This window comes from Rhizobium etli CFN 42 (assembly GCF_000092045.1).
Taxonomy (GTDB): domain Bacteria; phylum Pseudomonadota; class Alphaproteobacteria; order Rhizobiales; family Rhizobiaceae; genus Rhizobium; species Rhizobium etli.
The window spans coordinates 4,065,853-4,080,724 of sequence record NC_007761.1; the positions used below are offsets into that span (position 1 = coordinate 4,065,853).

Below are 14,872 nucleotides of genomic sequence, written 5' to 3' on the forward strand. Positions count from 1 at the left end.
CTTCTTGGGATCATTTCACCGCGCCGGCCATCAGCCCGCGCATGTAGTAGCGTTGCAGGAGCAGGAAGACGATCAGGCAGGGGATCGTCATGACGACGACACCGGCCTGCACCGCTCCCCAGTTGATGGCGCCGAGCCGACCGGCGCGCACCGCCGTCATCAGCACCGGCAGGGTGTATTTCTCATTGCTGGAGAGCAGTACGAGCGCGGCAAGAAACTCGTTCCAGGCGTTGAGGAAGGCAAAGATCGCGACCGTCGCGACGCCGGGCAGCACCAGCGGCAGCAGAACCCGCGCCAGCAGCCTCAGATCGCGCGCGCCGTCGATGCGCGCGGCCTCTTCGATTTCCTTCGGCACGGCGTCGAAGGCATTGCGCATCATGAACACGGAGAAAGGCAGCTGCAGCGTCACATAGACGAGCGTCAGCCCGAGCAGCGAATTGTTGAGGCCGAGTTTTGCCAGGATGATGAAGAGCGGCGTCAGGATCGACTGGAACGGAATCATCAGCGTGGCGATGATCAGCACGAAGAGCGCATTCTTCATCGGGAAGCGATAACGCGAGAAGCCATAGCCCGCGAGCAGGCTGACCAGAACGGTCAGCACCACGGTGGCGACCGACACCAACAGCGAATTGATCATGTGCTGCCAGATGCCGGCGCCGAACGTATCGAGCAGCGCATAGGCATCGAAGCTGACCCCGGATGTCGGCCACGGCGGCAAGGGCGGCAGACTGGCTTCGGCACCCGGCCGGAAAGAGGCGAGCAGCGTGATCGCGAAGGGCGCCAGAAAGAAGATCGAAATGGCGATGCCGGTGAGATGATAGGCCGACTTCGTGCGGATGGCCTTCCGGGCGCGGCGTTGCCTTGACGTCGTCATGGACGCTCCTCCCCGACGCGAAGCAGCCAGAGCTGGACGATGCTGATGGCAACCAGGATGGAGAGAAGGGCGATCGAAAGCGCTGCGCCATAACCGAGATTGAAGGACACGAAGGACTGGTTGAAGATGTAGTAGACCACCGAGATCATCTTGTTCTGCGGTCCGCCCGACGTCATGATGTAGAACTGGTCGAAGGCCAGGATCGAGCCGGTGACGGAAACGATCAGCGCCAGCGCGATGGTCTTGCGCATCAGCGGCAGCGTCAGATGCCGGAAACGCTGCCAGCGGCCGGCGCCGTCGATGCGGGCAGCCTCCGTCAGCTCGGACGGAATGGCCTGCAGCCCGGTCAGGAGAATGATCATGGTGAAGCCGGCGATCTTCCAGACCACCATCACCACGATCGTCAGAAATGCCGTGTCGAAAGTCGCAAGCAGATTAGGGCTCTTCTCGACGAGACCGAGCGCTTTCAGGGCCGGGCCGATAAAGCCGCTGTCGACATTGGCGAGCCAGACCCAGAGCAGCGAGGCTGTGGCAAGGCCGACGACGACAGGCAGGAAGATGATCGTGCGGTAGGCGCTGACGAACTGCCGCTCCTTCTCGACGAAGATGGCGAGCGGAAAGGCGACGGCGAAGATCGCGACGGTGACGATAACGGTGTAACAGGCGGTAAAATTCAGCGCTGTCATGAAACGGCTGTCGTTGAACATGCGGAAATAATTGTTGAAGCCGATCCAGCGCGCGGCCCCCATCAGCGGCCAGTTGTGGAGGCTCATCCATCCCGTGAAGAGAACCGGCATGACGAAGAAGACGATCACCAGCGCCATGGCTGGCGCGATGTAGAGAGGGCCGCGCCAGTTCGATTTGCGCCGTCGCTTTCGCCGAGGCAATAGGGTGTTCGAACCGGAACCGGTCATCGAAACGCTCCGCATCTGTCAGTTGGAATTGGCCGGGAAGCTGCCACCGCTCCCCGGCCGCGGCCCGGGAGAGTTATTGGCCGCTATCGATGATCGATTGCATTTCCGATTGGGCGCTCGAAAACGCGCCGTCGACATCGTCGCCGAAGATCGCAGCGTTGGTGAAGGTCGCCCACGGGCCGTTGGCGCTGTTGATCAGGTCGTTGAACTGCAGCGTATAGGGCGTCTTGGCGACGCTGATCGCCTTCAGACCGACCTGCATGCGCGGATCGAGGCCTTCCAGCACCTTGTCGGCGATATCGCCGCGCGTCGGCAGGCTGCCATATTTCGCCATGACCTTCTGGCCGTCCATCGAATAGATATATTCGAGGAACTCCTTCACCGCGTCGATCTTCTTCGTGCCCTTGGTTATGACGAAGTTGTCGCCGCCGGCGAATGACGACGGCTTCCCGTCGACGCCGGGGATCAGGGTCACGCCGAAATTGATCTCGGGATGCTGGGTTACCAACGTTCCGATCGCGAAGGCGCCGAGGCTCTGCTGTCCGATCTTGCCGTTGGTGAAGGTCAGGAAGTTAGTGCCGTTGTCGCTGGCGGCACCCGCCGGCACGAGGTCCTTCTTGACCATGTTGCGGTAGATATCGACGGCCTTGCGCATCTGAGGCGTATCGAGCGTCGCCGTCTTGCTGTCGGCCGACAGGATGTCGGCGCCCCCACCCCAGACGAGCGGCGTGAAGGTGAAGATCATGCAGCCGCCGCAGCCACCGCCGGAGAAATAGAAGCCGTAGGTATCGTCACCCAGCGCGCGGATCTTCTCCGCATTGGCAGTGATTTCGTCCCAGCTCGCCGGCGCCTTTTCTGGGTCGAGACCGGCCTTCTTGTAGAGATCCTTGTTCCAGGCGAAGACCGACGTCTCGACCGAAAGCGGCAGACCGTAGATCTTGTCCTGATAGGTGCCGAGGCGGACATGCGAGGGCGACAGCGAATTGAAATAGGGAAGCGACTTCGCCCAGTCCGTCAGGTCTTCCAGCTGGCCGGCGGCAGCAAAGGCGGGGTTGTAGATGAGATCCATAGAGAGCGCATCCGGCGCCTGCCCGCCGGCAATGGCCGTCGCATACTTCTGCACCAGTTCGGAGAACGGCACTTCGGTCATCACGACCTTGTTCTCATGGCTGGAATTATAGGCTTCGACCACCTTCTTGAAGGCGTCGCCGATGCCTGAGCGAACCCACATTTCGACGTTCTCGGCAGCAGAAGCAGCCGACACCAGGCACAAGGTAGCGATGCCGGTCGCCGCCAATAGACGCTTGATCATGACATTCCTCCCATTATGGCGCATCTCCTCGCGCCTTTGCTCATTCCCTATTCCCAATCACTCGGGAGCCTTACCCCCGCACGACTGCCGGACGACAAGCCGGCAGGGCAATTTCCTCACTCCCGGCTCGACGGGCCGTCCTTCCGCAAGCGCCAGCACCGTCAAACCGGCCTGCCGCCCGAGCTCCTTCAGCTCCATATCCACCGTCGTCAGTGGCGGCCGCGTCTGGGCCGCAACAATCTCCCAATTGTCGAAGCCGATCACCGAGACATCCTGCGGCACCTTGATGCCGCGCTCGCGCAAGGCATCCACCGCGCCGCGGGCGATCTGATCATTGCCGCAGAAGATCGCATCCGGTTTTTCGCCAGACCTCTTCCAAAGCCGCTCGATCGCCTCATGCCCCCAACTTTCCGACCAGACGCCATAGAGCACCGGCTCGCAGTGACCCGCCACCTGATGATAGGCGCCGGCACGCTCCCGCACCGAAAAAAAGTCCTCCGGCCCGGTGACATGGGCAATCCGCCGCCGCCCTATCTTCGTCAGCCATTCGACGGCCAGTCTCGCGCCCTGTTCGTCGTCCGAACGGAAGGTGACGCTGTTCTGCGTCCCCTCCGTGAAGGCATAGACGACGGGCACATGCAAATTCGAAAGATCGACCGGCAGACGCCTGTCCAGCCGCTTTCCCGTCGCGATGATGCCGTCGACCTGCTTGTCCAGCATTGCATCAACATGGATCTGGGCGAGCGCCGGATCGTCTTCGATCGCACAGAGGAAAACCGAAACCCCGTGATCGACGAGGGCATCCGAAATACCCGCCATGACGGGCAGCGTGAAACGGCCGTAAGTGTCGTTCGTCAGCAGCCCGATGGTGAAGCTGCGCTTGCTGAGAAGACCTCTTGCCAGCGCGTTCGGCCGATAGCCGATTTCGCCGGCAATCCGCTTCACCCGCTCGCGCGTCTCCGCTCCCATTCGGCCGGTGTCGTTGAGTGCCTTCGACGCCGTCGAGATGCTCACGCCGGCAGCCGACGCGACCTCATGGATTGTGATCCTGCCTCTCTTTCCTCCCGATATGTTCAGGCCTTCCTCCTTCTAAATTGGCTTGAGAAAAGCTTTTACCAATCTCTCTGTCAAGTGAGAAAAGGTTTTCTCATGCAACTCGAGAGCGGAGCAGTGAGGAGAGGATTGTCAGGAAGGAAGACGTGGAAAAGGCCGATGCGAATTCAGGGACTGGATTGCAATGCGTCAGTCATCGTAGAGCGACAGGGCAAAGCTGGTTAATCTTAACCAGCTGATAAGCGCGGAACGAACAATCTCCGTCAGAACCTCCGATGGAGGTTCTGATTCGCGGATTAGAACCCAAGCGATCGTTGAAAGATCAGGCGACGTGCCTTGCCAGCGCGCAACGCGACCAGAGCGAATGCAGGGCGTCGACGAGATGGGCGATATCGGCGTCGGAATGCAGCGGTGTCGGGGTGATGCGCAGCCGTTCGGTTTTCTTCGGTACGGTGGGATAATTGATCGGCTGGACGTAGACGCCGCAATTGTCGAGCAGCAGATCGGAGATCCACTTGCATTTGGCCGCATCGCCAACCATCACCGGCACAATATGGCTGGGATTGTGCATATGCGGAATGCCGCGCTGGTCGAGCATGGCTCTGAGCTTGCGCACCCGGTCCTGGTGGCGGGCGCGCTCGAACTGACTGACCTTCAGATGCTGGATCGAGGCGACGGCGCCGGCTGCCAATGCGGGCGGCAGCGCCGTGGTGAAGATGAAGCCGGAGGCAAACGAGCGGATGAAGTCGCACAGCGCTGCCGACGCGGCGATATAGCCGCCCATCACTCCGAAGGCCTTGCCGAGCGTGCCTTCGATGACCGTCAGCCGATCCATCAGCCCCTCGCGCTCGGCAATGCCGCCGCCGCGCGGGCCGTACATGCCGACCGCATGCACCTCGTCGAGATAGGTCATCGCGCCGTATTGGTCGGCGAGGTCGCAGATCTCCTTGATCGGAGCGATGTCGCCGTCCATCGAATAGACGCTCTCGAAGGCGATCAGCTTCGGCGCCTTCGGATCGGCGGCTTTCAGCTTGGCTTCGAGATCGGCGACGTCATTATGTTTCCAGATCACTTTGTCGCATTTGGCATGACGGATGCCCTCGATCATCGAGGCATGGTTGAGCGCATCGGAGAAGATGATCAGGCCGGGAATTTTCCCGCCGAGCGTGCCGAGTGAGGCCCAGTTGGAGACATAGCCTGACGTGAAGATCAGGGCTGCTTCCTTGCCGTGCAGATCGGCAAGCTCACGCTCGAGCAGGACGTGATAGTGGTTGGTGCCAGAAATATTCCGGGTGCCTCCCGCACCCGCGCCACAGTGGTCGATAGCGGCCTTCATCGCCTCGATCACCTTGGGGTTCTGGCCCATGCCGAGATAGTCGTTGGAGCACCAGACCGTGACGTCCTTTTCACCATCGGCCGTATGGCGCGTGGCGCGCGGAAAGTGGCCGCGCTGACGTTCGAGATCGGCAAAAACGCGGTAGCGGCCCTCGGCATGAAGCCCGTCCAGCTCGTTTTTGAAAAATGCTTCGAAATCCATCATATGCTCCAGTATCACGCGGCCGTTCTTGCCGATCGGACGTCCGCGCGTCAATGCTTACCCTTTGGTTTAACATCAACTGCGGCAAAAGGCCCAGTTTTTTGAATGATTCCAGACAAAAAAATCCGTGCGCCACAATCAAGAGGGTCATGCGGCAAAAGCGCCCGAAATAGGCGCAAAACCCGCAAGGCGCACAACACCCCTTCAACGCAAAAAAATCCGGACAAGAGTGGACAACCCTTTCTTCCGACATAGTTTTCGAGCTAGCGTGCCAAAAAAACAATAGGGACGGCCTATGCCCATTGGGCGACAACCCAGGAGAAAAGAGATGAAAAAAGCTGTCATACTCGCATTGATCGGCCTGTCGGTCGCAAGCTGCACACCGACCCAGCAGGGCGCCGGCATCGGTGCTGCATCCGGCGCAGTCATTGGCGGTGCAGTCACCGGCAATGTCCGCGGCGCGGCGGTCGGTGCCGCCATCGGCGGCGTGTCGGGCGCCCTCATCGGCAGCGTCGCGGAACAGCCCGGCCAGTGCTACTATCGCGACCGCTATGGCCGCCGTTACATCGACGCTTGCCCGCGCTGAGGGCGCTGGCAAAACGCTAAAACAGGAAATCCCGGACACACATCCGGGATTTTTTGTACTAAATTAGCGCGTTGGCAATTTAAAATGGTACACCCTGCGCGATTTTGCCGCTAAGCTGTTCACGGCTGGGCAACGAAACTTCATTGAAGACCTAACCAAAAGCGGCGGATGCGGATTAGAGGGACAAGTCCGAAAACAGGTACTGCGTATCGGCGAACAGGCACCATGATGGTGATCGCAGCGGCAGCTGCATTCTCACCGGTCCTGATCGGCGACGCTTACGCCTTCAAGCTTTTCGGCATCACCATTTTTGGCAAGGAAGAGGATGAAGGCGAGCAGGTGCCCGATCCCGTGCGCTATCACGTCGACCTCAAAACCGACACCGCCGATGCCGATCTCAAGGAAGCGCTGGAAAACAGCTCCCGCCTCGTCAGCGACCAGAAACAGCCCGTCTCCGGCGATCTCGGCGTCGTCGTCAAGGCGCGCGACGACCGCGAGCGACTGATCGCCACCCTGTATGAAAAGGCCCGCTACGGCGGCGTGGTGACGATCACCATCGATGGCAAGAACATCGACGACCTGCCGCCCAATCCGACATTCGATCGCTCCGGGCCGATCCCCGTCACCGTCGACATCACGCCCGGTCCGGTCTTCAGAGTCAGGGAGGTGCAGTTCGGTGGCGACGCAGCAAGCCGCAACCCCGCCGATTACGATCTTGCCCCAGGCGCTGAGGCCGGTTCGCTCGCCATCATCAAGGCCGGCGACAAGATCGTCGAGCAGTTGAAAAGCGAAGGCCGGCCCTTTGCCAAATTGACCGAACGCAAAGTCGTCGCCGATCACCGGAGCGATACGGTCGACATCGTGCTTGCTGCCGAGGGCGGACCTGTCGCCCCGATCGGCGATGTCGGCGTCAACGGCGAAAAGACCGTCAAGCCCGCGTTCATCCAGCGTTATTCCCGGCTGAACAAGGGCGAAGCCTATTCTCCGGAGGCGCTGAAGAAGGCCGGCGAGCGCCTGCGCGCGCTCGGCGTCTTCTCAAGCGTCACCATTCACGAAGGCGATGCGCTGGCGCCGGACGGCACCTTGCCGATGACGATCGAGGTTTCCGAAGGCAAGCGGCGCTACTTCGGCGTCGGCGCCCAATACTCCACCACCGACGGCTTCGGCGTTCAGGGCTATTGGGGGCACCGCAACCTGTTCGGCGAAGCCGAGACGCTGCGGATCGAGGGATCTGTCTCGCGGCTCGGCGAAACCACCGATGTCGGCAGCCTCGATTATTCCGCCGGCATCCTCTTCACCAAGCCCGGCGCCTTCTTCCCGGCCGCCACGCTGAAGGCCGGCATCGTCGCCAAGACCCAGAATCCGGACCCATACAACGCGACACTCGTCACTGCCTCGCTCGGCCTTTCCTACGAATTGACGGATAAGGACACGGTGTCGGCGAGCGGCGAAATCAGCTGGGAGCGCGACGATGACGCCTTCGGCGAGAACGATTACCTGACCTTCACCTTGCCGATCCAGTATGATCGCGACGCCCGCGACGACAAGTTCAACCCGACGCAGGGCTATCGCGCCACGGTTTCGGTAAAGCCCGGCTACGAGATCTTCGATTCGACGCCCTATGCAGCCTTCGAAGGCTCTCTCTCCGGCTACCTGCCGTCCGGCGCCGAGGACCGCCTGGTGCTGGCCGGCAAAGTCGCCGCCGGCGTGCTGATCGGCGGCGGCGGGATCGAAGACATCCCCGCTACGCAGCGCTTCTTTGCCGGCGGCGGCGGTTCGGTGCGCGGATACAGCTATCAGGAAATCTCGCCTTACAACGATAATGGCGATGCCACCGGCGGCCGCTCCTATGTCACCGGTTCGCTGGAGGCGCGCATCAAGATCACCGATACGATCGGCCTCGTGCCCTTCATCGATGTCGGCACCGTATCGGACAGCACCTTTCCGGGTTTTTCCGATATCCGCGCCGGCGCCGGCGCGGGAATACGATATGCCACACCTTTCGGGCCGCTGCGGCTTGATTTTGCCGTGCCGCTGAACAAGTACGAAGATGGCACAGATTATGGAATTTATGCCGGCATCGGCCAATCCTTCTAGGATTGCCGATTCGGGTTCCTTCCGATCGATGGGCCGCATGAAAACGGGGTAGTCCGCGCCGATGCAAACGCTGGCAAAAATCGTCAACTGGGTCGTGCGGGTCACCGGCTATGCCGTCGGCGCCATTTTGGTTCTCGCTGTCGCGGCACTTGCGATCTTCGGCTTCACCTCCTTTGGCGCCCGCATCGTCACCGAAAGGATCGCCTCCACCCTTTCCAACCGCGACATGACCATCGAGGTGCGCGAACCGGAAGGGCTATTGACCGGCGGGCTTCGCGCCGCCGAAATCTCCCTGTCCGACACGAGGGGTGTTTTTGCGGAAATTCACGGCGTGGCGATAGATTGGAATCCGCTGGCGCTGCTGACGGGAACATTCCACGCCAAGCGTTTCCAGATCGACACGATCAGCGTGCTGCGCAAGCCGGTGCGCACCCTGCCCTCCCGGCCCAACGCAGAAAATTCCGGTGGCTTCGCACTTCCGGTCAAGGTCGATGTCGACCATATGGCCCTGCCCGATATCAAACTGGCCGAAGCTTTTGCCGGACGCGCTTTCGCGCTCGCCGCCGAAGGCAGCCTTTCGGCGGATGGCGACGGCGGCGAAGCGATGGTCAATGTCAGCCGCCACGCGGTTCCGGATGCGCGTCTAACTGCCGATATCGCCTACGCGCCCGCCGAGAACCGGCTGCGGCTGAAGGCGCAGCTTGCCGAGCCGAAGGGTGGGCTGTTGGCAGGCTTCCTCGGCCTGCCCGGCAATCCTGCCGTTAACATCGACCTCGACGGCCAAGGACCGATATCCAACTGGGCAGGCAAAATGCAGGCTGCACTCGACGGGCAACAGCGCGCTGCAATCGAGGGCCGGCACGCGATTAGCGCAGACGGGCTGCACCATCTCGATCTCAAGGGTGGCGGTGACCTGAGCTCGCTTCTTCCCGCGGCATTCCGGCCGCTTTTCGCCGGCCAGACCAATATCGACGTCGCCGCCACTTTCGACGACCGTGGCAAGATCGATATCCAGACCGGCAATATCGCCACTGGCAGCGTCGTCATCGCCGCCTCGGGCGCGCTTGATCCGGCTGGCAACAACAGCCTGAACGCCAATCTGCTCGGCACATCCGGCCCCGTTGATTTCCGCTGGCCGCTCGCCGAGGGCGAAGCGCGCTTCCTGATATCAGGCCTCAACCTGGCTCTAACAGGCGACGCGCAGACCGCCCGACTGAGCCTCAGCGGCTCGCTCGACAGCGCCACCCTTCCGCAAGCCGATATCGGCAACGTCAAGCTGACGGCAAAGAGCGACGCCTTCAATCTTGCCGCCCGTTCCGGCAGCGTTCAGCTGCGCCTCGTTGCCGGCGATGCGACCTTTTCCGAACCGAACCTCAACCGCGCAGTCCAAGGCCCTATCACGATCGCCTCGCCGCTCCAGATTTCGCCGGGCGACATCGGCTTCAACGGCACCACCGTCGAAAGCGCCAATATCAACGGCATTCTCAACGGCTCCTATCGGCTGGCGGACCGCGCGTTGACCGGCAATGTCAAGCTGAGCATCGAACCAGCGGCCCTGCCGGCCGCGGCGACGAGCAGGTTCGATCGGCCGATCTCGCTTGAAAGCCAGGTGACCGGCACTTTCCCGTCGAAATTCGCGCTGTCCAACCTCGTCCTGAAATCCGGCACGCTTGAAGCTGCCGGCAACGTCGCGATCGACGGCTCGATGTTGAACGCCGATCTTTCAGGTCGGCTGCCCGATATCGGCAAGCTGATGACGGGCGCGACCGGCGGAGCCGGTTACGCTCTGAGGGTCGGAGGCGAGCTGCCGGCGATCTCCGTAACGGCCAATATCAAGGCTCCCAGCCTGCAGATGGGCGATCGCATGGTCGCCAACCTCAATATCGATCTGTCGGGTGTCGCCGATCCCAAGGCGCCGCAGGGGAAGTTTGCGGCCACCGGCACGATCGACGGACAGCCGATCGGCATCAACGGCGACATCCGTTCTGAGAACGGCAAGACAAGCATTCCCGGACTGACTGCCGATATCGGCGGCAACCGGCTGACCGGCAATCTGGAATTCTCACCCACGCTGGAGCCGACCGGCGCTCTGACCTTCGATTTTCCCAATATCGGCTTGCTCGCCGCACTCGGCGGCCAGAAAGCCGAAGGCGATCTCAAGGGTTACCTCGGCGTCGAGAGCGACAGCGGCAGGATCACGCTCAAGCTGCTTGCATCAGGCAACTCGATTCGTCGCGATACGCTTGCGATCATCAAGCCGGAAATAGACGTCACGATCAGCGATCTCGGCGCGTTTGCGGCAAACGGGACCGTCAAGGCCGAGGCGCTGAATGCCGGGACCAACAGCCTTGCCACCCTCTCGCTCGGCTTTACCAAACAGCAAGATCATACCGACTTCGATCTCAATGCCGCCTATGACGGCAACCCGGTGCTGGCGGCCGGCAATATCGCGACAACGAGCGGCGCGATCGATCTGAACCTCGATCGCTTCTCGGCAAGCCCGCGCAATATCCCGATCGAGCTTGCCGCACCGACGCAGGTCACGGTCGCCAACGGCGTCGCCAATCTGAACGGGCTGACGCTGAAAACCGGCGCCGGTTCGGTCAGTGTTACCGGTTCGGCCGGCGAGACGCTGAAGCTGAATGCCGACATCCGCCACCTGCCGGCAGCACTCGCCAATGGTTTCGTGCCCACGCTTTCAGCCGGCGGCACGATCTCCGGAACCATCGCCGTCACGGGAACGCCGGCAGCACCGATCGCCGATTTCAAGCTTCACTGGACGGATGCGACGACGGGCCAGACCAAGGACGCGGGCCTGATGCCGCTCGGCATCACCGCCGGCGGAAAATTCGCCGACAACAAGCTCGATTTCGCCACGACGATCGGCAGCGACGACGGTCTCTCGCTCAAGGCCGCCGGCAAGGTCGGGCTTGCCGACCCAACGTCACCGGTGCTTGATATCGACGCCGATATCCTCAACCTGCCGGCCCGCATCGCCAATGGTTTCGTTGCCGATCTCGCCGCAGAAGGCGTGATAACGGGAAAAGCGACCGCCTCGGGCTCCCTTAAGGCGCCAACCGCCAATTTCGACCTCGTCTGGAAAAATGCTGCGACGAGCCACACGAAGCGTGCCGGCCTTGCGGGCCTTGAAGTGACGGCGTCCGGAAAATTCGCCGACAACAGACTAAATTTCGACGCTGCGGTCAGCGGCGCCGACAACCTATCACTGAAGGCCAGCGGCAATGTCGGCATCATCGGGACAACGATTGGTGAGGTCAAGGTCGACGCTATACTGGCCAATGCCCCCGCGGGCCTTGCAAACGGTTTCGTCCCCGATCTCGCGGCGGAAGGCACTGTGTCAGGAACGGTCTCTGCCAGCGGATCTCTTGCCGCTCCGACCGCCGATTTCGATCTCCATTGGCAAAATGCCGCCACGAGCCACACAAAGCGTGCCGGCCTTGCCGGCCTCGGCGTAAGGGCGTCCGGAAAGTTCGCCGACAACAAGCTTGATTTCGACGCTGCGGTCAGCGGCGCCGACAGCCTGTCGCTCAAGGCAAAAGGCAGTGTCGCCGTCACCGGTACGACGATCGGCACCGCAAACGTCGATGCGACACTGGCAAATATCCCGGCGAGCATTGCCAACAGCTTCGTCACCGATCTCGCCGCCGAAGGCGCAGTCTCGGGAAGGGTCTCGGCGGCAGGCTCGCTTTCCGCGCCGACCGCCAATTTCGACCTCAATTGGCAAAACGCTGTAACGAGCCACACGAAGCGAGCCGGTCTTGCCCCTCTCGGCATCATGGCGTCGGGAAAATTCGCCGAACACAAACTGGATTTCAACGCGGCGGCCGTTGGCGATCAAGGCCTCTCGCTGAAGGCCGCGGGCAATGTCGCCCTCGCCGGCACGGCGATTGACAGCTTGAAGGTTGATGCCGAGATCGCCAAGCTCCCGGCCGCTCTCGCCAACGCTTTCGTTCCCAATCTGGCGGCCGGCGGCACGATATCAGGCACTATATCGGCGGCCGGCACACTCGCCGCGCCGAAGGCCGATTTCAAGCTCGATTGGACGGATGCCGCAACCAGCCATACCCGAAGCGCTGATCTGTCCGACCTGGCGCTTGCCGCTTCGGGACATCTTGCTGACAATAGGCTTGATTTCGATGCCAATCTCGGCGGCAAGAACGGCCTCTCGCTGAAAGCCGCGGGCAATGTTGCGATAGAGGGCACCTCGGTCCGCAATCTTGACGTCAAGGCCGATCTCGCCAATCTGCCTGCGGGCCTTGCCAATGGCTTCGTTCCCGGCCTGGCGGCAGAGGGCACGGTATCGGGAACGGCTTCCGCCTCCGGCGCGCTGCCCCAACCCACCGTCGATTTCAAGCTCGATTGGAAAAACGCTGCAACCGCCCATACCAGGAGCAGTGGCCTGTCAAACCTGAGCGCCGCAGCATCCGGCAAGTTCGCCAATGACAGGATCGATTTCGATGCCAACCTAACCGGCAAGGACGGACTGCTGGCCAAGGCGACAGGCGGCGTGACGATCGCCGGAACGGCCATTCAGGATCTTTCAATCAATGCCGATATCCCTGCCCTGCCGGCCAGTATCGCCAATGCCTTCGTTCCCGGCCTCGGTGCCGAGGGCACCCTTTCGGCAAGCGCCGTCACCTCAGGCACCTCGGCAGATCCGATCGTCGATTTTAAACTCGACTGGAAGGATGCTGCGACCAGCCATACGCGGGCTGTCGGCCTTTCCCGCCTCGCATTGGCGGCGACGGGAAAATTCGCTGGCGACAGGCTCGATTTCAATGCGAATCTCAGCGGCGGTGGCATTGCCGTGAAAGCAGCCGGCAACCTCGCCATCGCAGGCACTTCGATCCAGTCGGTCGACGTTACGGCCAATGCCGAGAATGTTCCGGCCGGCATCGCCAACGGCTTTGTCCCCGGCCTTGCCGCCGAAGGCACGGTCTCGGCGACTGCAAAGGCTACCGGCGCGCTGTCGGCGCCCTCCGTCGACTTCAAGGTTGACTGGAAGAACGCCGCGACGAGCCAGACGAAAGGCGCCGGGCTCTCGCCTTTCACCATCGGTGCATCAGGCAAACTTGCCGACAACAAGCTGACGGTCGACACCAGTCTCGCCGGTGACGCCGGCATGTCGCTGAAAGGCGGCGGCAGCGTAATGATATCCGGCGATCGCGCCCTCGACATGCGCTTCAACGGCAATCTCCCCTTCGCCGTGCTCGGCGCGCCGCTTGCCGAGCAGGGCTTCGTTGCCGAGGGCGTCGCCACAGTCGATCTCCGAATCGGCGGAACGGCCGCAGCGCCCGTCATCAACGGCACTGTCGCGACCAATAGCGCAAAGCTCGTCGACGTCCGGCGCAATCTTGCCGTCAACAATCTCGCAGCCACTGTGACCTTCAACGGCACGCAGGCCGTGATATCGCGCCTCAATGGCAATCTTGGCGGCGGCGGCACGATTTCGGCGAGCGGCACCATCGGCATTCAGCCGGCCGGCGGCTTTCCCGCCGACATTTCGATCAAGCTCGACAAGGCGGTCTATGTCGACGGAACGCTCGTCGTTTCGACCGTCAACGGAACGCTGGGCTTGCGCGGGCCGATCATGACTGCGACGCTGAGTGGCAAGCTCCGCCTGGACAAGACCTCGATCACCGTCCCTGAAAAATTGCCGACCTCGCTGCGTGAAATCGACATCCGGCATAAGAATGCGCCGCGGGCGGTGCTTGCGCAGCTGCGGGATGACGGCGAAAGGAAACCCGGCCAGAAATCCTCCGTGATCACCCTCGATCTCGAAATCGACGCGCCCTCGCATATCTTCGCGCGCGGCCGCGGCATCGATGCCGAGCTCGGTGGCCGCGTGACGATCCGCGGAACGGCGGCAGCACCGATCGTGACCGGCGGTTTCACCATGCGCCGCGGTCGCCTGACGATTCTCAACCGTCGACTGGATTTTACCGACAAGAGCCGGATCACCTTTGCCGGCGACCTGACGCCGGCGCTCGATATGGAAGCGACCTCGACCTCCGGCTCGACGACGCTGACCGTCGACGTCGCGGGCCTCGCCACCGATCCTTCGATCACCTTTTCCTCTTCGCCCCAGTTGCCGCAGGACGAGGTGCTGGCGCAGCTGATCTTCGGCCAGTCGATGTCGAAGCTCTCGCCGGTGCAGATCGCTCAGCTCGCCGACGCCGTCAGCCAGTTGGCCGGCAACCGCTCCACGTCGCTTTTCGAAGGCCTGCGCAATCAGCTCGGCGTCGACGATCTCGACATCAGCACCGATGCCAAAGGCCAGACGAGCGTCAGCGTCGGCCGCTACCTCAACGATCGCACCTATTTCGAATTGCAGCAGGGCGGCTCGGCCGGCGCCAAGGCGATCATCAACCTCGATGTCGGCCGCGGCGTCAAACTGCGGGGTGCTGCCGGCGGCAACGGTGCGGGGGAAGCTGGCGTGGTCTACGAGCGGGAATACTGAGATAGAACTTAAAGCGGC

At 62.0% G+C, this 14,872-nt stretch carries 8 protein-coding genes; 3 read left to right on the top strand and 5 right to left on the bottom strand.

The window, feature by feature from the left end:
• Positions 1 to 10: 10 nt before the first annotated feature.
• From RHE_RS19655 to hemA, 5 genes are all read right to left on the bottom strand, one after another.
• Complete coding sequence (locus RHE_RS19655; protein ID WP_011427038.1) at positions 11 to 874, bottom strand: carbohydrate ABC transporter permease; 864 nt, start codon at positions 872 to 874, stop codon at positions 11 to 13.
• Positions 871 to 1,788: a carbohydrate ABC transporter permease gene (locus RHE_RS19660; RefSeq protein WP_011427039.1), complete on the bottom strand. Its 918-nt coding sequence runs from the start codon at positions 1,786 to 1,788 to the stop codon at positions 871 to 873. The genes RHE_RS19655 and RHE_RS19660 overlap by 4 nt, the downstream gene beginning before the upstream one ends.
• A gap of 73 nt (positions 1,789 to 1,861) precedes the next feature.
• On the bottom strand, positions 1,862 to 3,100 hold the full coding sequence (locus RHE_RS19665) for an ABC transporter substrate-binding protein (protein WP_011427040.1): 1,239 nt from the start codon (positions 3,098 to 3,100) through the stop codon (positions 1,862 to 1,864).
• Positions 3,101 to 3,157: 57 nt separating this feature from the next.
• The gene (locus tag RHE_RS19670) at positions 3,158 to 4,177 is read right to left on the bottom strand and encodes a substrate-binding domain-containing protein (protein WP_073990398.1); all 1,020 of its coding nucleotides are present in this window, start codon (positions 4,175 to 4,177) and stop codon (positions 3,158 to 3,160) included.
• 298 nt (positions 4,178 to 4,475) lie between these two features.
• Positions 4,476 to 5,690, bottom strand: coding sequence for a 5-aminolevulinate synthase (gene hemA, locus RHE_RS19675; protein WP_011427042.1), 1,215 nt, complete (start codon positions 5,688 to 5,690; stop codon positions 4,476 to 4,478).
• Between the two features lie 328 nt (positions 5,691 to 6,018).
• On the opposite strand from hemA, the gene RHE_RS19680 reads away from it, so the two are divergent.
• From RHE_RS19680 to RHE_RS19690, 3 genes are all read left to right on the top strand, one after another.
• Entirely contained in the window at positions 6,019 to 6,276 is a 258-nt protein-coding gene (locus RHE_RS19680; RefSeq protein WP_011427043.1) for a YMGG-like glycine zipper-containing protein, read from the top strand.
• Positions 6,277 to 6,444: 168 nt separating this feature from the next.
• The gene (locus tag RHE_RS19685; RefSeq protein ID WP_187331700.1) at positions 6,445 to 8,373 is read left to right on the top strand and encodes an autotransporter assembly complex protein TamA; all 1,929 of its coding nucleotides are present in this window, start codon (positions 6,445 to 6,447) and stop codon (positions 8,371 to 8,373) included.
• 61 nt (positions 8,374 to 8,434) lie between these two features.
• On the top strand, positions 8,435 to 14,854 hold the full coding sequence (locus RHE_RS19690; RefSeq protein WP_011427045.1) for a translocation/assembly module TamB domain-containing protein: 6,420 nt from the start codon (positions 8,435 to 8,437) through the stop codon (positions 14,852 to 14,854).
• Positions 14,855 to 14,872 lie beyond the last annotated feature (18 nt).

What these genes read in the sequence shown, in the direction of transcription:
- hemA (WP_011427042.1), bottom strand. Translation starts at nt 5,690, where the DNA reads ATGGATTTCGAAGCATTTTTCAAAAACGAGCTGGACGGGCTTCATGCC.
- RHE_RS19660 (WP_011427039.1), bottom strand. Translation starts at nt 1,788, where the DNA reads ATGACCGGTTCCGGTTCGAACACCCTATTGCCTCGGCGAAAGCGACGG.
- RHE_RS19680 (WP_011427043.1), top strand. Translation starts at nt 6,019, where the DNA reads ATGAAAAAAGCTGTCATACTCGCATTGATCGGCCTGTCGGTCGCAAGC.
- RHE_RS19665 (WP_011427040.1), bottom strand. Translation starts at nt 3,100, where the DNA reads ATGATCAAGCGTCTATTGGCGGCGACCGGCATCGCTACCTTGTGCCTG.
- RHE_RS19690 (WP_011427045.1), top strand. Translation starts at nt 8,435, where the DNA reads ATGCAAACGCTGGCAAAAATCGTCAACTGGGTCGTGCGGGTCACCGGC.
- RHE_RS19655 (WP_011427038.1), bottom strand. Translation starts at nt 874, where the DNA reads ATGACGACGTCAAGGCAACGCCGCGCCCGGAAGGCCATCCGCACGAAG.
- RHE_RS19685 (WP_187331700.1), top strand. Translation starts at nt 6,445, where the DNA reads ATGCGGATTAGAGGGACAAGTCCGAAAACAGGTACTGCGTATCGGCGA.